The 19,044-nt window shown below is 48.0% G+C and carries 15 protein-coding genes and 1 tRNA gene; 5 read left to right on the top strand and 11 right to left on the bottom strand.

Going from position 1 to position 19,044, the window contains the following annotated elements:
• The first annotated feature begins 427 nt into the window (after positions 1 to 427).
• Complete coding sequence (locus JNN12_09755) at positions 428 to 2,038, top strand: M1 family metallopeptidase (protein MBL7978616.1); 1,611 nt, start codon at positions 428 to 430, stop codon at positions 2,036 to 2,038.
• Positions 2,039 to 2,057: 19 nt separating this feature from the next.
• On the opposite strand, the gene JNN12_09750 is transcribed toward JNN12_09755, so the two are convergent.
• The 8 genes from JNN12_09750 to JNN12_09715 all read right to left on the bottom strand — a co-directional run bounded on the left by JNN12_09750 (position 2,058) and on the right by JNN12_09715 (position 10,429).
• Positions 2,058 to 4,004, bottom strand: a complete 1,947-nt coding sequence (locus tag JNN12_09750; protein ID MBL7978615.1) for an N-acetylmuramoyl-L-alanine amidase — start codon at positions 4,002 to 4,004, stop codon at positions 2,058 to 2,060.
• A gap of 13 nt (positions 4,005 to 4,017) precedes the next feature.
• A complete protein-coding gene (locus JNN12_09745; GenBank protein ID MBL7978614.1) occupies positions 4,018 to 5,256 on the bottom strand; it encodes an MFS transporter in 1,239 nt (412 codons plus the stop codon).
• Positions 5,257 to 5,638: 382 nt separating this feature from the next.
• Positions 5,639 to 6,313 (bottom strand): DUF4159 domain-containing protein, encoded by a 675-nt coding sequence (locus tag JNN12_09740; protein ID MBL7978613.1) that lies wholly within the window; start codon positions 6,311 to 6,313, stop codon positions 5,639 to 5,641.
• An 80-nt stretch (positions 6,314 to 6,393) separates the two neighbouring features.
• Complete coding sequence (locus JNN12_09735) at positions 6,394 to 7,068, bottom strand: class I SAM-dependent methyltransferase (GenBank protein ID MBL7978612.1); 675 nt, start codon at positions 7,066 to 7,068, stop codon at positions 6,394 to 6,396.
• A 58-nt stretch (positions 7,069 to 7,126) separates the two neighbouring features.
• Positions 7,127 to 8,110, bottom strand: a complete 984-nt coding sequence (gene pfkA / locus JNN12_09730; protein ID MBL7978611.1) for a 6-phosphofructokinase — start codon at positions 8,108 to 8,110, stop codon at positions 7,127 to 7,129.
• 50 nt (positions 8,111 to 8,160) lie between these two features.
• The gene (locus JNN12_09725) at positions 8,161 to 8,580 is read right to left on the bottom strand and encodes a hypothetical protein (protein ID MBL7978610.1); all 420 of its coding nucleotides are present in this window, start codon (positions 8,578 to 8,580) and stop codon (positions 8,161 to 8,163) included.
• Positions 8,581 to 8,785: 205 nt separating this feature from the next.
• Positions 8,786 to 9,646 carry a hypothetical protein gene (locus tag JNN12_09720; protein MBL7978609.1) on the bottom strand — a complete coding sequence of 287 codons (861 nt, stop codon included), beginning with the start codon at positions 9,644 to 9,646 and terminating at the stop codon, positions 8,786 to 8,788.
• 231 nt (positions 9,647 to 9,877) lie between these two features.
• Positions 9,878 to 10,429, bottom strand: coding sequence for an ATP-dependent Clp protease proteolytic subunit (locus tag JNN12_09715; protein ID MBL7978608.1), 552 nt, complete (start codon positions 10,427 to 10,429; stop codon positions 9,878 to 9,880).
• A 185-nt stretch (positions 10,430 to 10,614) separates the two neighbouring features.
• On the opposite strand from JNN12_09715, the gene treF reads away from it, so the two are divergent.
• Together treF and JNN12_09705 are read left to right on the top strand one after the other, a co-directional pair.
• Positions 10,615 to 12,207, top strand: a complete 1,593-nt coding sequence (treF, locus tag JNN12_09710; protein ID MBL7978607.1) for an alpha,alpha-trehalase TreF — start codon at positions 10,615 to 10,617, stop codon at positions 12,205 to 12,207.
• 63 nt (positions 12,208 to 12,270) lie between these two features.
• Entirely contained in the window at positions 12,271 to 13,113 is an 843-nt protein-coding gene (locus tag JNN12_09705) for a peptidylprolyl isomerase (GenBank protein ID MBL7978606.1), read from the top strand.
• A 31-nt stretch (positions 13,114 to 13,144) separates the two neighbouring features.
• Here JNN12_09705 and JNN12_09700 read toward each other — a convergent pair.
• Positions 13,145 to 13,218 (bottom strand) — tRNA-Pro (locus tag JNN12_09700).
• Between the two features lie 373 nt (positions 13,219 to 13,591).
• Here JNN12_09700 and recJ point away from each other — a divergent pair.
• On the top strand, positions 13,592 to 15,328 hold the full coding sequence (recJ, locus tag JNN12_09695) for a single-stranded-DNA-specific exonuclease RecJ (protein ID MBL7978605.1): 1,737 nt from the start codon (positions 13,592 to 13,594) through the stop codon (positions 15,326 to 15,328).
• Between the two features lie 83 nt (positions 15,329 to 15,411).
• Here recJ and JNN12_09690 read toward each other — a convergent pair whose 3' ends face one another.
• Positions 15,412 to 16,605, bottom strand: a complete 1,194-nt coding sequence (locus JNN12_09690; protein MBL7978604.1) for an FAD-dependent oxidoreductase — start codon at positions 16,603 to 16,605, stop codon at positions 15,412 to 15,414.
• Positions 16,606 to 16,798: 193 nt separating this feature from the next.
• Here JNN12_09690 and JNN12_09685 point away from each other — a divergent pair, with 193 nt between their 5' ends.
• A complete protein-coding gene (locus JNN12_09685) occupies positions 16,799 to 17,896 on the top strand; it encodes a carbohydrate-binding family 9-like protein (protein ID MBL7978603.1) in 1,098 nt (365 codons plus the stop codon).
• A 336-nt stretch (positions 17,897 to 18,232) separates the two neighbouring features.
• Here the strand turns inward: JNN12_09685 and JNN12_09680 are convergent, their stop codons facing one another.
• Complete coding sequence (locus JNN12_09680; protein ID MBL7978602.1) at positions 18,233 to 19,030, bottom strand: ABC transporter permease; 798 nt, start codon at positions 19,028 to 19,030, stop codon at positions 18,233 to 18,235.
• Between the last annotated feature and the right edge of the window lie 14 nt (positions 19,031 to 19,044).

Here is a 19,044-nt window from a genome sequence, read left to right as displayed (position 1 = left end):
GTCAATACCCAAAAGAACACACCCATCCTCGTAATAATTATTCATATCGTTAGGTCCTATTGTCGTATCACCTTTAGCGGCAACATATTGAACAACGATAGCACTTCCAATTCCATAAGAGTTAAAGTATTACATTTGTTCTCCCCAATTAAATTATTCCAATAACACATCTTCATTTTTTGGGGTGTCGAGTCATGAGAGTTGTCATTTTGGACATACTTCATGATCTTTGATTGTGATAATGACAATGTATGACGAGAAAACTTGCAAATCTTTTAAAATCTAATCAGACAAAGAGGTCTCAAATTTAATGTGGACCAAGATGGGTGGAATGTATGCGTAAGCGATTTGTGCCTCTCGCTTGCCTTCCGGGAATTGTTTGCGTATGATGGGTCGGTAAAAATCCCTTTCAACCTCAATCCGTGCGATGATGAGACTGTTTAGTTTATTCCTTCTGCTGTTATCACCGGTCTTTGCCGAGGCCCAAATGTTCACCAAAGCCGACTCGTTGCGTGGGAATTATGGCCGATTTCGTGCCAATAACGATTTGTTGTACTACGACCTTCGCATTCGGATAGACCCTGTGGCAGAACAAATATTCGGAAGCAATACCATTCGGTTTCGGATGTTGGCGGCGGATAACCGCATTCAGTTAGACCTCTACGAAAACCTGAAAATCGAGAAAGTAGAATATGCCAATCAGGAAGTTTCATACGTCCGCGATGGAAATGCTTTTTTTGTCACATTCCCCCAAATGCTCCCTAAAGGCTCGGAACAGGTGGTCACAGTGCATTATCGTGGTAAGCCCAAGGCCACCAGCCGCTTTGGAGGCTTTGTTTTTGGTAAAGACCCTGCCGGAAACCCGTGGATATATTCTTCGTGTGAGGATGTGGGGGCGCAGGTGTGGTGGCCCAACAAGGAACAATGGAAAGATGAGCCGGAAGGGATGCGGTTGCGGGTGGCGGTTCCCAATGGCCTAACGAATGTTTCTAATGGCCGTTTGATGGGTACAAAAGACCTAGGCGATGGCTATACCGAATTTGATTATGTGGTACATTACCCCATCAACAACTACAATGTCTCTGTTAATGTGGGAAAATATGTTCATTTTGGCGAAAAATATAAGGACTTAACGTTAGACTATTATGTTCTGGAACCAAATTTGGACAAGGCGCGGATACAATTCAGCCAAGTAAAACCCATGATGGGGTGTTTCGAGAAGCACTTTGGGCCATATCCATTCCCCAAAGATGGCTTTAAACTGATCGAAGTGCCGTATTCTGGAATGGAGCATCAATCCGCTGTGACGTATGGGAATCGTTTTGCCAATGGATATCTGGAACGGGACTGGACGGGTGTGGGTATTTCTCCTCGATTCGACTTTATCATTATTCACGAGAGCGGCCACGAGTGGTTTGGAAACAGTGTTTCCGCAGCAGACCGTGCCGATATGTGGATTCACGAGGCGTTGGATACATATGCCGAGGCCGTTTATGTGGAGTGCATGTGGAATTATGAGGATGCAATGCGTTATGTGAATGGCTATGCGCCGAAAGTAGCCCACAAGGAGCCTGTTATTGGGCCGTATGGCGTCTCAAAACCGGGTGCGGGTGGAGATATGTATTTTAAAGGAACGTTGGTTTTTAATACCTTACGCCATGTACTCCGTAACGACGTCCGTTGGTGGAATTTGTGGCGCGAGTACAACCGTCGTTTTAAATACCAGAACATTCATGCAGAACAGGTGATTGCCTTTTTTAATGAGCAGTTTAAACAAAATCTAACCCCGATTTTTAATCAATACCTGCGTTATCCTCAAATCCCGACGTTGGAGCTAAAGTATCACGGAAAAGATCTGCAATACCGCTGGGTGACCGATGTGAAGTATTTCCGGATGCCCGTAGAATTGATGGTAAATGGCAAGGTGCGGCGGCTTATGGCGACCAACCAATGGAAAACGTTGACCAATGCCCCGAAAAGCGCTGTACAAGTGCGGACGGATTTGTTTTATGTCAATGTCCGTGAAGTAGCAAATTAACCCAGAAGCAACGCCGAGGCTATTTGATTAAGGTGACTTTTTGGGTTTTTCGTACGGTTTTACCGTTGGTTGTGACGGATAACACAGCAAAGTAATGGCCTACAGCGGCACTATGGGCCTCCCAAATGGCGCGGTTCCAACTGTTTGCGGGGAAACTGCCAGAAATAAGGGTGGCGATTTTGCGGCCTTGTAGGTCGAAAATGGATAACGTCACGTCTGCCGGGTCTTTGATAAAAAAGCGGAACGTAGTGGACGGATTAAATGGGTTGGGGTAGGCTGGAGCCAATAAAGGACGATCTGCAAATTCAAAAGTTGCTTCCCGCTCGGCGAGGGTTTGGCGACAACCGTTTTTGTCTAAGGCATCCAATCGGTAGCGAAGCCCCTGAATGGGTGCAAATGTTCGATCTATAAAACTATCTAAGGGCTTGCTGGCTGCGCGGTGAATGGGCGTTGCGGAAAAAGCGGGGTCCGTGATTGGGCTTTCACCGCCGGGTACCACCCGCAGGATTTCCACTTCGTGTAGTCCCGTATCTTTGGAAAAGCCCCAGTCCACATCCACCAAGCCGCCAGGGGTGACACGAGCCGAGACCTCTCCCTCCGCAATGACCGGGCGGGGAATAGAAGGGGTGGTTCCGGTGGCATCGGTTGTGCCAATTCCGGCGGCAACAACCGAATACGTTACCGCCTCCGAGCAAGAGTTGATATCGTCCTTAAACTGATACGCTTCTGCGCTATTGGCAGCAACGATTCCTACTTGGGTAGTTGTACCGTCGCTATCTTTCCGAAGAACGCGGTAGGTCGTTCCGGCTTGTTCGGAAGAAACCGACCATAAAATTTGGGCTTCCATACGGCTGTTTTCGGTCAATTGGGCGCGTACACCTGCAAAAACGGCTGCTGGAGGCTTGGCAAGATTGGCTTTTACCCGTGTCCGGATCTCATTCAGTAAGACATAGTTGTTGTCACCAGGACAAGACGTGCTGTTAAAATCGCGATGCCCGCGAAAGTTGTCTGGATTTACCTTGTAGGTATCTGCCATGAAGGTAAACCATGTGACAACGGAGTCTAAGAGCGCACTCCCGGGTTTATCAAGACAAGAAAGTGAACTGGTGTTTTCTGGTGGATGAAAGCAGCCCATTAACGAAAGCCCGATATTGCCTGTATTGCCATTGCCCACATGCGAGCCGATCACCAACTGTGGGGCATCTTTGAGGGTAAGTTGCTCATTCATAAATGGGCGTCCCTGAAACAAGTTTCCACGCTGATCCATGAGGAATTGATACCCAATGTCGCACCATCCACGCCCGGTGATGTGAAAATCCTGAATGTCCTTCATGTTCTTATAGGAAGCGGCGTCGCTTTGGGCCACTGGCCATGCCGTATGGTGTAACGTCAGATAGGTGTAATAAGGTTGTGGATCGGGATTGGTACACGCAAAGGCACGGGCATTCCATTCTGAACGGCGGATGAGGCGTGGCGCTTTAAAGCGACCTGCAGGCACCACAATTGCCGCTTGGGTGGTTCCAGCAAGGAGTCGTTCTTCATCGGCTTCGTTTAGGAAGACGCCTGCCGACCGAAGAAATACGAACGTTCCAGGTGTTGCTTGTATAGTAACCTGAAACCGTGTTTTTTGCCTTTCTTTGGCTCCATTATAGGCCATCGTAAAGGCGTTTCCGTTCATCGGAAACCAGATCAATAAAGGTTCCGGAAGGCTCCATTGGTCATTTTCCCAAAATCGGATGGTGGCCGTAAGCGTGGGTTGCGCCGCAAAGCCATCTAATAAAACGCCATTAAACGGGATTTGAATGGGACCACTTTCCCGAATAAACTGAATAGCCCCGCTTTCGGACTTTAGCAGAGGGGCTTTAAGAGGAATCAGCGTTTCCGTTAGTTCGTGAACGGCTTGTGCCAACACCCCGTTAAGGGAAGTGGTAAGCCAAATAAGGAGCCATAGTCCGATTCGTCTCATACGTAAAGAGGGGTTAATTTGATTGTTCCGGTATCACACCGGATTCTGCAACGGGTAAAGAGGCCGGTTGTTGAGGTTCGGGTAAAAACTTCCAAACCACCAAGCCCATCAACAAGGTAGCGGAGGCTGCCAGCAGAGAATTTCCCAGAAAACCAAATGTACCATACAAGGCACCTGCCAAGGCGCTGCCAAGGCCACTTCCCAGTTGTCCAACGCCCACTGTTAAGCTCAACAGGGTTCCACGGCGGTCTCCAGACACCATCGCAGTAAGTAACGCTTGTAAGGGTGTCATACGCATGGCCACAAAGGTCATGGCTAAAAAATATAAGATATAGCCCAACCAGAGGTTAGTCAACACAAGGGTGGTTAGGGCCATTAATAGGGCCATCCCCAAACTTGATGCAATAATTAAGGGTTTTCGCCCAATTTTATCGGACCATTTCCCCATTTGTGGCCCCATCGTTACATTAGCAATCCCGCCAGCAAAATACATGGAGGCGATATGGTATTTGTTCAACCCCAAAACCTTTTCCAACCAGGTAGGCAGAAAAACGATAAACAACATCAAGCTAAAAAACTGGAGAAAATACGTGACAACTGCGATTTGGATGGGTTTTTGTTGTAAAAGCTGTCTATATCCTCCCACAATATGTTGTAGGTCTAAGGGGTTATCGGAACGAGCGACTTGCGGCTGGGGCACTTTGAAATACGTGAATAGAAACGCAAGTGACATTGGCAAGGCAAAAAAAACGAAAGGGGCCTTGTATCCCCATAATCCAGCTAAGGTAACGCCAAGTGGAATGCCCAGTACTTGTCCGATCGCAATACCACTCATAACAACTCCATTGGCCCAGCCTCGACGTTCATAAGGGAAATAGTCTCCAACATACGAAACGGCAGATCCGCTTAAAAGCCCACCACTCATCCCTGCCAAAATGCGTACCGTTAAAAATGAAAAATAATCAAAGGCTAAAGCGTGTAGCAAAAGGGTGAGCGACAGTGCCCCACAACCCATGAGGATCACGCGACGTCGCCCCACTTTGTCGGAAACGGGGCCAATGAAGAGGGCTAACACGGCCAAAGAAAGAACAAACGACGTGATGAGCGTACCTTGTAAGGCAGGGTCAATCTCCAATTCCCGTCCAATATCGGGCAGAATAGGAGCGATGATCATCATTTGACTTGACGAAGAAAAAACCATCAGCCAGAGGGCGAAGAGTACAAAATAATCGGATTTTTGGGTTTGGTTCATGTATTTCCCCTTGTGATGGGGGGTGAAAATAGGTCAATGGCCTTAAATTACAAAATTGAAACTCTTTTTGTATAAACTTAGCCAGCATATGGGAACGATAATAACCAGTAAAAACCTTGTTCACTTAGGGTTAGTGGTTGGGATTAAAGACCAAAGCGGTATAATAGAGGCGATCTATGATTACGGTTGCGTTTGCATGGACAACACCAAGTTTATCTTGATGATGAATCAGTATTAAGGAGGTGAAAATTCTATTCTATTGAAGTTAGAGGACATAAAAACAAAATCATGAACCTGATGGAGGAGCAGGCAAAAAGTACCTTTTCCGATGGGACAATATGCCTCTTATGGGGTACGGAAGATTCAAGATTGGCTCTGGCTTTTAGTGGGTAAGAACATAGGTAAGAATATTGGCCCCCATTTGCAAGGCGGCCATACGCTTTTCTGGAGGATCGTTATGTACTTCTGGTGCTTCCCAACCATCACCTAAGTCACTTTCGTATGTAAAGAGAAAGACCAAGCGCCCATCGTGGAACAATCCGAAAGCCTGAGGTGGTTTGCCATCATGTTCGTGTATTTTGGGAAGGCCAGCAGAAAAGGCATACTGGGTCTTAAAAATCGGGTGCGAATGTGGCAACTCCACCCAGTCTTGATCGGGAAAAACCTTCTTCATCTCGCGTTTGATGTGCTGCATCATGCCATAATTATCGTCGGCATGAAAAAACCCCCCATTCTGGAGATACCTTCGCAGGCGCTCTACTTGCCTTGCTGAAAAGGAAAGGTTGCCATGTCCTGTAGCATACAGATAGGGGTATAGAAAAATTTTATCACTATCCAGATCAACAATATCTTCTTTTGGTGCAATATCTAAAAGGGTTTGCTCGCGTACAAACCGCAACAACAAAGGGAGTGAGGTCTCATTTCCGTACCAATCTCCACCACCGTCATACTTCAACTTCGCAATACGGATTGCATAATTTTGTGCATAAACTGATTCAGTCATGACAAACATGATGCATAAAAGCGCCCATACGAATCGAAACGTATTTTTTGCCATAACCAATTGGGGATTAAGGAGTAATAGAAGAGACCATGTACAGACGTTCAAACGATTCACGCGACGGAAAGTTCACCAACTTATTTCCTAAACAACGCGGTCAATATACCATAACGTGGGGTGGGATTGTCTTCATCGTATGGAATGGCTTTGCGGAGGCTTTCATATATTGCTCCTTTTACACTTTTCTCGAATTTATGTATTCGAATAGGCGAAAGTTCTGGTGAAAATGCTTCCACAATCTCAAAGCCAAACGACCGGGGTTCTGTGATAGTGGGTTTGTGCCCAATATCCGTTATCAACATGAAGTAACCGCTTGGTGCCAGTACCCGTTTAATTTCGGCGATGGTGGCATTCAAGTCGGCTACGTGGTCTAATGAGTTAAAAGAAGAAACCACATCAAAGTAGTTATCTGAAAAAGGAATCTGCTCCGACCCCGCTGCTTTATAGACCATCTTGTGTTGATCTATACCGAGCAAGCGATAGACTTCGGCCAAAGGATCCAAGCCCACCCGCTCGGTGGCACTTGTAGCCCACTCCAAAGATCCCCGTGGTCCGCATCCGATGTCAAGAAGTTTTTTACCCGCAAAATCGGATCGTGAGAAGCCAAAAAAGGTAGTGAAAAAGGGTTCGTAGTGGGTATTGTCTAAGCCACCTTGTTTTCTGAACTGTAAAAGCCAATAAAGTAATTCGGCACGACCCTTTAGCCCGCCTGGAATGGGTAAGAAAAACAGGGTTTTAAGGGTGGAGAACAAGTGTGTAGGGGATTGGGCCAAAAAAAGGCAGCCAGGAAAAATCAGGCTGCCTATCGGATTAACTCAGCATTTTGGTTAGGTTAATCAACTCATAGTCAATAGACTTGGAGCGACTCCATACATTCTTCATAGGGGTCATTTTGATTTCACCGCCAATCAGGCCTACCATCACATTTGTGTGGCCTTCAATCAAGGCTTCTACGGCTGAAACTCCGAAGCGACTGGCTAAGACGCGGTCTCGTGCTGTGGGTGATCCGCCCCGTTGTGTATGTCCCAAAATGCATACCCGTAGGTCTATGAAATCAAATTTGGCATCATTTTTTAAGGCATCGGCAATGCGTTGTGCTCCTCCCAATTGGTCACCTTCTGCCACCACCACAATGGAAGACCGAGCATGTGAAGACATAAGGCCAAAGATTTGTTTCTTTACCTCCTTCAAATCGGTCTGGTTTTCTGGTATCAAGACCAGCTCTGCCCCTCCACCAATTCCACAATTAAGGGCAATAAAACCGGCATCTCTCCCCATGACCTCTACCAGAAACAACCGATTGTGGGCGTCGGCAGTGTCCCGGATACGGTCAATGTTTTCGATGGCCGTATTCATGGCCGTGTCGTACCCGATGGTTTCGTCGGTTCCGTACAAGTCATTGTCAATGGTGCCCGGACAACCGACCACAGAAATGCCATGTTCTTGATTGAGCAGTGTTGCTCCACGCATAGAGCCATCGCCACCAATTGCAACCAGTGCATTGATGCCCATTTCATCTAGGTTTGCGGCAGCAAGCGCACGTCCTTCCGGCGTTCTGAACCGGTCTGAGCGGGCACTTTTCAAGACAGTCCCCCCTTTCTGGAGAATATTTGAAACGGAGCGCGTGGTCATTTCGACAAAATCCGAATCAATCATGCCTTCGTAGCCACGTCTAATGCCGACGACCTCCAAATCGTGGGCGTGGGCCGTACGTACTACAGCACGCACACAAGCATTCATACCAGGGGCATCACCACCACTGGTATAGACACCAATTCGTTGTATTCCTTCCATAATGCAGTTGGGGTGAATAACAGATAGAAGAAAAACGGATATGGGGCAAGCTATTCGTCGCCGCCTTCCTGCCCTTCTTCCTGGTAGCGGACATCCCATGCGAGCATATCTTCTATGCTCGCATAGTCGGTATCACCATCTTCAAGGGTGAATTCGTAATCAGCCTGATATTTCAGGCGCAAATTGGTCGGGAGTCGTTTCCAAGGTTTGCCCTCGGTATCAACAAACTCTTCTGGGTATGGATTTTGCACAGTGTAAGAGGGATGATATGAACGATAGGTTTTGTCAGCTTCGTAGAGTGCCGCACGCCGAGATCCGGCTTTGGTAAGACTCTTTCCTGAAACCCGGAAAGGACTTATGTTGATAACGGCAAGCCAAAGTCCTTCTTCTTCCGACTCGGTGTATTCTGGCCTCATGACCTTAAATTCTTCCGGGTGAGGATAAGCACTGGCTTCATTAAAATTAAACATAGGATTAAATGCTTCAGTGGGCACAAACGAATTAAGCATTATAAAATAGCCTTCATTTTGGTCTTTGTTGTGCGAAAGGGTTGCGAATTGTGATGCAAGTTTGCGACAACAAAGCCGGAAATTGGCAAAAGACACTTTCTTCTGGGATGTTTTTGGTGTTTCATAGGCTTTGGGGATAAGGTCATCTGTCTGGATATTGTTTAATTTATTCGGCTTCGTCGTAAAAACGTGCTGCGGTATAAAAAACAACATTGCTGCTATGCCACGCTACAATAGCAGCCGCCCTAATGAACAAAAGTATTTGGGTTAGCAAAAAAACGATCCATGAGGCTACGGGGCTGGTAAATCCGAAACGCAACTCTATCACATTTGGCAAGATGCCAACAAACAATGTGACCGCAAACCAGAGCAAAAAGAGTTTGCTTGCATTGCCGTAGCGAAACGGGAAGCGTAGTCCACTCCGAAACGCTGCCTTTGGTGAAACATGTGCCAATACCACTGCTACCCGTGCGTAGTCTTGGAATAAAGCGATCAAGGCATAAGCCGATATCGCAAGCGTGGGCCAGATGACCGCGAAGAGCCAGAACAAGACACGTTCCCCCTGCATCATCAGCCCCAATACCATAAACAAAGTGATCAAAACAACCTGAATACCAATCGAGAGTACTACGAACCGAAGAGAAAGGGCCATTCCCTTAGACCAGTAGCGGGCCACTCCTTCCCGAAACGTTCCAGGTGTTTCAGTCCGAAAGGCATGGTACAATCCAACGGCATACGCAACTTTCCATATCCAAACCAAAGGCAGCACCCACAATAGGTTCAGGAGCGTAGTGCCAAATGCGGAGCGTACTCGAATGAGCAACTCCCAAAAGGCCGTCTGATGTGCCGGGGTCTTCCAAATATCTGGGTTGCCTTCGGGCAAGACGTGTGCAAACGCTTCTAAAGCAAATGTAGCCGGAATGGCCATAAAGGCCGCTATAACCAGCCCCATTAGCCACAAAAGCAAAATCAGTTTAGGCCGCTGGGCAGCATTTTTGATCCCTTCAGTAAAAGGTCGAAGTACCATAAACATTCGGAGCAAAAAGGTGAATACCGTAAAATAGGGTATGTGGGTAGGGTCGTAAAGGAAAATTTGGTGTTAAGGGCGCTTTAGCGTTTTCCGCCATCGCCATCTTCTCTTTACCACCCTGCCTTCATACAGCGTTCTCGCCTTGGGACCATTTGCTTTTTTGTTGCAAGACGCTTCATAAACTAAAGCCACCTCTATACCGAGAATGGCTTTGTTATCAAACTGGGTTTAGAAACTTTCTGTTACACCATCTACAATGCCATAAGCAACCGATTCTTGGGCATCCATCCAATAGTCTCGATCAAAGTCTTGCATTACTTTCTCGAAATCCTGTTGGCAGTTATCCGCTAAAATTTGTGCGCCCAATTTTTTGGTTTTTATGATTTCGCGCGCCTGGATTGTAATATCGGAAGTTGCGCCTTGTGCACCTCCACTTGGCTGATGAATCATCACTCGGCCATGTGGTAAGATAAAGCGACGACCCTTGGTTCCGGCAGAGAGTAAAATAGACCCCATCGAGGCGGCCAGCCCCATGCAGACCGTAGAAACGGGGGAGCGTAGCCCGCGCATGGTGTCGTAGATGGCCATACCAGAGGTTACGTATCCACCTGGACTGTTGATATAAAAGGTTATCTCCTTGCCTGGGTCCATCAGGTCTAAATATAGCAACCGTTCCACCACATACTCCGCCGAGCCGTCGTCCACGCCGCCCCATAAAAAAACCTTTCGTTCCGACAAAAGTTTACGTCCTATTTCATCTGCTAAGGATACTTGTTCCATTCGTTTATACGTTTTGGTGATTTGGGAAACACACAAACGCCTATCCCGGCGTTCCGTTTCCCTTCTGGCCTAAAAAGTTTTGGCTTGATGACAGGAAGCCCCCGTGTACATGTCCGATTTGCGGCAGGTATCCGCTTTAAAAAATTCCTATATTGCTTTTTTGCAAACTTCCTATTGCCTCTGGTATGCGTTCAAGGTTTATCCTCTTGTTGGTGATGCTAATGGCCTTTTCTGCCTGTAACCCTGTGAACACCCGCGAATACAACTTCAAACAAATCAAACTCAATCCGAGCCCAGATGTCTGGTATGGGGTACTTTTCGAAGCCGTCCAAATGGCCCGTATTTTTCCGGATGGAAAAACCTTTGTGGACTGCACCCCAAAATCCGATCCAAAAGAGATTGTAGCGCGCTATCTGACAGAGAAAGAGCAACTTGGGTTTGACCTAAAGACTTTTGTCACGACCCATTTCGATTTACCTCCAACTTTCGCTTCCGGTTTTAGGAGTGACACCACCCAGGCGGTTCAGCAACACATTTCCGAACTTTGGCCCGTATTAACCAGACAACCCGATGAAGCCGCGCCCTTCTCGTCCCTGATCCCCTTACCTCGTCCATATGTTGTGCCGGGTGGTAGGTTTGGAGAAGTATATTATTGGGATAGCTATTTTACCATTCTCGGCTTGAAGGCCGATGAAAAATGGGATATAATCCAAGACATGACCGATAATTTTGCTTTTTTGATTCAGACCGTCGGTCATATCCCGAATGGTAACCGTACCTACTATACCACCCGAAGCCAACCTCCCTTTTTTTCCTTGATTGTGGGGATATTGGCCGAAGGCAAGGGGTTGGAAGTCTATGAGCAATACCTTCCCGAATTGGAAAAGGAATATACATTTTGGATGGCGGGTGCCGATCGCCTTTCCGAGTCCAACCATGCGTATCGGCGTGTCGTGCGTACCCCAGATGGAAATATCTTAAATCGTTATTGGGATGACAGTGTTAAGCCGCGGCCCGAGTCCTACCGAGAAGACGTTGTATTGGCCCAACGTATCCCCCAACGTATCCCCTCTCAGGTATATCGCGATATTCGGGCAGCAGCAGAGTCTGGTTGGGATTTTTCCTCTCGCTGGCTTCGAGACGGCAAATCCCTTGCCAGTATCCATACCACCGAAATTATTCCTGTGGACCTCAATGCCCTGTTGTACCAATTAGAGCAAACCCTTAGCCGCGCCCATACCCGAAGTGGGAATGCGGAAAAAGCTGCTTTTTATCGTACCAAAGCAGAAGCCCGAAAAAGCGCGTTGCTTAAACTGACGTGGAACGAGACCGAAGCGTATTTCTATGATTACGATTTTGTTGCAGGCCGCCAAACCACTCAAGTAACCTTGGCCGCTACCTTCCCGCTCTTTTTGAAAATGGCTACCAACGAACAAGCCGCTGGAGTGGCCAAAAAAATTGAACAAGAACTTTTACATACCGGAGGCCTCAGCACAACCGGAACTCGGTCTGGCCAACAATGGGACGCTCCGAATGGCTGGGCTCCCCATCAGTGGACGGCTTATGTAGGATTTAAAAATTATGGACTAAAAAAACTGGCGCGAGAAATTCGTAATCGTTGGATTGCCCTCAACAATCGGGTATATCGTACTACTGGAAAGATGGTCGAGAAATACAATGTAATGGAAGCCGATCTGGCAGCAGGCGGGGGAGAATATCCTTTACAAGACGGATTTGGCTGGTCTAACGGGGTTCTACGGGCCTTTTTGGCAGATTGAGCTTTCCGGAAACAACCCAACTGCTAACTGTTTTAGTTTTGTTCATCAACCATTCGATAGCGCATGTGGATGCACCATTTATCTGGCAACCCACTCTTTTGGGCCTTAGTCGTAGCCACACTCTTGGTGATTCCGGCTTGTCAAAAACACCAAGCATCCACCGAAGCTATAGAAAAACAGTCTCCGGCATCAAAGAACCCGCTGCCAACCCTGAGCGATACCACCGCAACAGACCCACACCACTACGCCGAGATTACGACACCACTTGGCAAGATGGTGGTTCGCCTGTACGAAGAAACGCCCAAACACCGCGATAACTTTATTAAACTGGCCACATCCGGCTTTTATGATGGCTTGTTTTTCCATCGTGTGATGAGTGGCCTGATGATTCAGGGAGGTGATCCTAACTCCAAGAACAACAACCCGGCGGATGATGGGCTGGGCGGTCCAGGCTATGTGATTGATTCGGAAATTTTACCGTATTCCTTCCACAAACGGGGTGAGGTGTGTGCCCTGCAATCGGCAGAAGTACCCGGAAAGTCCTCCGGTAGTCAGTTCTATATTGTTCAAGGCGGAGAACCAATTCCAAAAATGATCTTAGACGATCAAGAAGCGCAGGTGCGGGAACTAACGGGGCTTAAAGAGTTTCGCTTTTCACAAGAAGCCAGACGCCACTATTCGCGTGCCGGAGGTGCTCCTTGGTTAGACCTTCAATTCTCCTGTTTTGGTGAAGTGGTTTCGGGATTGTCCACCATAGATCGCCTTGCCCAATTGGAAACCCCACGCACCTTAGGAGAAGCCGGATCAGAACCTGCGCTCTTGGACCGTCCGAGGCAAATCCAGAAAGCACGCATGGCCGTTAAAATGCTGGCGGAGTTCCCAAAGGATGGCATTAAGGTACATTAAAAAAAGCCTGACTCCGAAGAATCAGGCTTTGTCGGGATGGCGGGATTCGAACCCACGACCTCTTCGTCCCGAACGAAGCGCGCTACCGGGCTGCGCTACATCCCGTAGATTTGGGGCTATCAAAATAATGACAGATTTTTAGCCTTGCAATCATTTGTTTTTTAAAAAAAAACCTCTTTACCCAATCTTCGGTTTTTTTCGCAATAATCGCAACATCACTTCATGAACTTCTTGCAATTATGCGCTTTTCGTCTTACATTCTTAACCATAAGGTAAAACGTATTTTGCACAACGTTCAATAAAACGCATGATTTCCTGATTCTCTCTCTTAAGTTTCCTCAAACCGACCTACCAAGTCCTTCCGGGTTTCTTGTACCCGGGGTTTTTATATGCTATCAGGCACGCGCGAGCGCAAACGCGCGATACGAATTACCTTATCTAAGTGCCAGAAATTTAATAGCATAAATACATTACAACAATGAAATACCGCTGGTTGTTACCCCGACCAGAGCATCCTCATGTAATTGCTGCGTTGTGTGCCCAACTGAATGATTTACCACCTGCGCTGGGGATGGCGCTCTCGCTACGGGGAATTGAAACTTATGAGGAAGCCCGGCGATTTTTCCGCCCTTCCTTGGACGATTTGCACGACCCTTTCCTGATGTTAGACATGGATGTGGCGGCAGAGCGGCTGCAAAAAGCCATCTTGCAAGGGGAAAAAGTGGTGGTATATGGCGATTATGATGTGGACGGGACAACGGCAACGGCGCTTATGGTGAGTTTTCTGCGCCAACACGGCCTCGATGCCGAGTTTTTTATTCCCGATCGTTACACCGATGGATATGGCCTATGTTGTCGTGGGATTGACTTTGCCGCTTTCCGGGGAGCAACCCTCATGATTGCCTTGGATTGTGGCATAACAGGCCATGCCGCCGCCGATTATTGCCGCGAAAAAGGCATTGATCTGGTGGTTTGCGACCATCATAATGCCGAAGAGGCCATTCCAGATGCACTGGCAGTGTTAGATCCAAAACGGCCTGACTGCCCATATCCGTTTAAGGAACTAACGGGATGCGGGGTTGGGTTCAAACTCATACAGGCAACCCTTTCCAAGTTGGGAAGTCCTCCCGAAGATGCATGGGAATATTTAGATCTGGTAGCCCTTGCCATTGCTTCGGATATTGTCCCGATTCTGGGAGAAAACCGCTTGTTAATGTACGAAGGATTACGCCGAATCCAAACCAATCCGCGTATTGGATTGCGGATGCTGGCCTTGCAAGGGGGGCAAGATTTAGCCAGTTGTTCAACATCACAGATTGTATTTGGTATTGGGCCACGCATCAATGCAGCCGGACGAATGGGCGATGCGGCGGAAGCGGTGGAGTTGATGATTGCCACCAATCCAGACCGCGCCCTAAAACAAGCCCAACGCCTCGAAAAGTTGAATGGTGAACGACGGTTGATGGACTCGAAGACGTTTGAAGAAGCCGTACAGTTGATGGAAAGTCGTGCCTCTACTTGTATGCAACACGCCATTGTACTACACCATCCCGGATGGCATCTGGGCGTTATTGGTATTGTGGCCAGCCGTTTGGTAGAGCGTTTTTATCGGCCAACTGTCTTGCTTACCACCGCCAATGGCATGGCCAAAGGGTCTGCGAGAAGTGTTCCTGGATATAATATTTACGATGCCATTCGGTCGTGCGACCACTTGCTTGCTAAATTTGGTGGTCATGCCTTTGCTGCCGGACTCACCCTGCCCGTTGCCCATTTGGAAGCCTTCACCGAGCAGCTAAACGAAGTGGTAAGCCAAACCATCCAGCCGAATCAACTGAAGGCAGAAATTGTGGTGGATGCGCCGCTGGCTCTTCAGGACATTACACCTCGGTTTAAACAGATCTTGGAGCAATTTGGACCTTTTGGCCCACAAAACCGGCAACCGGTCTTCATGGGAACGGGGGTACAAGTAAAATCGCAACCCACTTTGGTGGGGCGAGACGGCCACCTTAAGTTTCAGGTACAACAAGGCCATAATGGACAAGCATCACCTACGTTCGATGTGATTGGCTTCGGTCTTCATGCCCTCTATCCGACCGTCCGCGAGAGTTTGCAATATGGGAGGCCGTTGGACATGCTCTTCACCATAGACGAAAATAATTTTATGGGCCAAACCTCCTTTCAGTTACGGGCAAAAGACCTTAAACTAGCCGGATAAACGGCTTTTCGGCAAGATCTTTACAACAAAAAACCGGAGGACTAAGGGTGTTCTCCGGTTTTTGCGATTGTGGGCGGTGTGCCTCAGACGTGTCCGTGGCGGCGGGAGTACATAAAGTATTTCTCGAAAGCGATTTTGGCCCAGTGTGCTTCAGGACCGGGGATAATAAACTCGTGTTCGCGGGGCGAGAGCATATGATCGCCGACAATCATCATGCCCATATTTCCGGTATCCATGATGCAATAAGCGGCCATGTCATCGAATCTCTGGTGCAACTTGGGCAAGCCTTTGATGTCTGCCACAATGTTTTTGACGGCTGTTTTGGCCATTTGTTCGGAGGGCCATCCTGTTTTAGGTACAGCACATGGGATTTCCGTTTGGGCGGGCGGCTTAACATCCACGGCTACCCCAGCAGCATACACATTCGGATAGAGTGGATGGGCATAGCTATCGTCCACCTCTATAAACCCATTGGCGTTGGTCAAGTTGGGTGTATTACGGACGGCATCCACCCCCAGAAAACGTGGCATAATCATCGTGAATTTAGACGGCAATACTTCGCCGTTGTCTAAGACCACGCCATCGGGCCGGACTTCGGTAATGGCGGTGTTTAGGTGAGCGTTGATGTGGTACATTTTGAACATCCACTCACACATTTTTTGGGCATTCCCAAAACCATTGATACCGAAGTGTGCTAAAAAGGGCTCAGCTGTTACATAGGTGAGCGGCGCTTGTTTTTTGAGGTGGTGCTTGGCAATCTGGTAGCGGGTGTTGAAGAGAAATTCATATGCCGCGCCAAAACATCCTGCACCCGGAGCCGATCCAATTACCACAGGGCCAGGATCTGCCAAGAACTTATTCCAACCCTCGCGGGTGCGCATGGCGGGCGGAAGCCCCACAATGGAGTGGGAATATTCCTTCAACCCCGGAATATATTCGGTGTCCACTTTCGGGCCAGTAGCAATGACTACATAATCATATCCAATGGTTTGCCCGTCTTTGGTAAATATCTGACTCTTCTCGAGATCGAAGTGGGTAACTTGCGCCTCAATAAAGTTAATATGATGACGCGCATAAATAGGCCGAACGTCAAAAGTGATGTCCTTTTCGTCACGCAGTCCGAAGGGAAACCAAATAAGTGAAGGAAAAAACAGGAAATTATGCGTATTAGCGACTACCGTTACGCGGTGGTTATTCCCCACCAATTCTTTTAACTCGATGGCTGCGGTATAGCCGGCAAAGTTGGTTCCGACTATCACAATATGCTTCTTTTCCATGATAACAAGGGTTGAGTGGAAATCAAATTGGGTGCAAAATCGCTTTTAAAGGTGTTATTAGGAAGCAGATTTTATGGGAGATATCCCGTAAGAAGTCCTCTTTGGGAATTGTAGGGGACTCCATTACACCAAAGTCATTGGAAAATAGTACTTTTTGAAATATCTTAGAGACTCACTTCATAAACCAATATTCATGAAATACGTTTTGATGCTATTGTTTGGAACTCCCTTCTTTGGATGGGCGCAATACCCGTGGAAAGAGGTACCCTTTTCCCGCTTTCAGAAAATGCCACAAACCTATGTGGCGGCGAAAATCAAGTGGCCACTAACGATAGATGGGCGCTTAGACGAAGCTGCATGGCAAGAGACTTCATGGACCGTGGACTTTGCGGATATTGAAGGGGAAGACAAACCCAAACCACGCTTTAAAACCCGTGCAAAAATGCTCTGGGACGACGAATTCCTCTATATTGCTGCCGAAATGGAGGAACCCCACCTCTGGGCGACTTATGAACAGCACGACATGATTACCTTTCACGAAAACGATTTTGAGGTATTTATAGACCATGATGGCGATACGCACGCCTACTTTGAAGTAGAAGTAAATGCACGCAAACAAATCTTTGACTTGTTTTTGGTGCGGCCCTATCGGGATGGTGGCCCCTCGTTGATTGCTTGGGATGTACGCGACCTCAGAACGGGGGTTGCCTTAAACGGAACATTGAATGATGGATCGGACACAGACCAAGGTTGGACGCTTGAAATGGCGATTCCGTTCAAATCGCTCCGATTTGGTGTGGATCCGTTAAAGCCTCAACTGGGCGATGTTTGGCGCATGAACTTCTCGCGGGTGGAGTGGCAAACGACATGGAACGGAACGGCCTATGAAAAGATGAAAGCCCCGGACGGCAAGCCACTACACGAGGACAACTGGGTATGGTCGCCGCAAGGTTTGGTGAATATGCACTTTCCAGAACGGTGGGGGTATGTCCAATTTTCTGAATCCAAAGATACGCCTTTCGTCCTGCCATCAGACGAACCCTTCCGAAAGACCCTCCGAGAAGTTTATTACCGCCAGCAGCTAAAAATGGCGAAAACTGGAAAATTTGGGACGACTGCCGTAGCCTTAGGTGTTCCGGCTACCTTACGACAAGAAGGGAAAACGTACCGCCTTTCGATGCAAACCACCGCCAATACTTTCGAGGCGAACTTGACCGCGCCCGGTGAAAAGACCCGCTACCGAATCAATCATGAAGGACGATACGAGGTGATTAGGCCGGAGAAGAACTAAGAAACTTTACCACTGACTCCGTCACCACGAACCAGTGCGGCGGTTGCCCAAATCATGGCGAGTGCGAAACCGTTTGTCCCCAAAGTATCTTGATTAATAGCGTTGCATGGGTGCGCGGCGAAGATGTATAAGCGCTGTTTGCTTAATTTAGACGTTGATATGGGTGGTGTAATACGATTCAAAGATAAAAAATATTTTTCAGAGCGGACGAAGAACCAAATATTACCTTTTGCACTTCCTTGCTTCTTGTATAAACACATGAGGCCTGTGCGGTAAGTGCAGGTGAGTGATAACGCTCATTTTTAGTGTCTATTCGCATTTCTATCTCCTCAAACCTCAATCACTTTGGGTTTGCTCCTCGAACTTTCGGTTTTGGAACAGCGCCCATAAAATGGGAAGGGTGGTAACGATCACCACAAAAAAGGCCACCACATTGGTTACAGGTCGGTCTCGGGGTTTGGTGAGTTGGCTAAAAATCCAAATGGGCAAGGTGGCTTGTTGTCCGGCGGTGAACGTAGTGACAATCACCTCGTCGAACGAGAGGGCGAAGGCCAGCATCCCGCCGGCTACCAAAGCGGAAGAGATATTCGGAAAAACCACATATCGAAACGTTTGCCAGCCATCCGCGCCCAAGTCCATCGAGGCTTCTACCAACGACGGATTGGAGCGCCGGAATCTTGCCAAGACATTATTATACACCACCACCACGCAAAACGTGGCGTGTCCAATAACGATCGTCCAGAAGTTGAAGGTCATGCCCGCCTCGCCCATCGCTGCCCTGAGGGCAATACCCGTCACGATGCCGGGCAGGGCAATCGGTAAGACGAGTAGGAACGAGATGGCTTCTCGTCCAAAGAAGCGGCTGCGGTACACCGCTGCGGCTGCCAGCGTACCCAAAACGAGGGCAACCAAGGTTGAAATGGCTGCGACTCGTGCCGAGAGGCTCAAGGCGGCCCACATATCGGCACGGCTCCACGCCACGCCAAACCACTTGAGGGTTAATCCGGGTGGGGGGAATGTGAAGGTGGAAGAATCGGTGGTGAAGGCATACAACATCACCACAAAAAAGGGAATGTGCAAGAAGGCCACTACTGCCCACATGGCAATTGCAAGGCCCAAATTTTTGTTTTTCATGCGCTTATGCCATT

The sequence above is a fragment of the Bacteroidetes Order II. bacterium genome, from assembly GCA_016788705.1.
Lineage (GTDB): Bacteria > Bacteroidota > Rhodothermia > Rhodothermales > UBA2364 > UBA2364.
The sequence above is the reverse complement of the archived record's forward strand: the minus strand, read 5'-3'. Positions and strand labels throughout refer to the sequence as shown.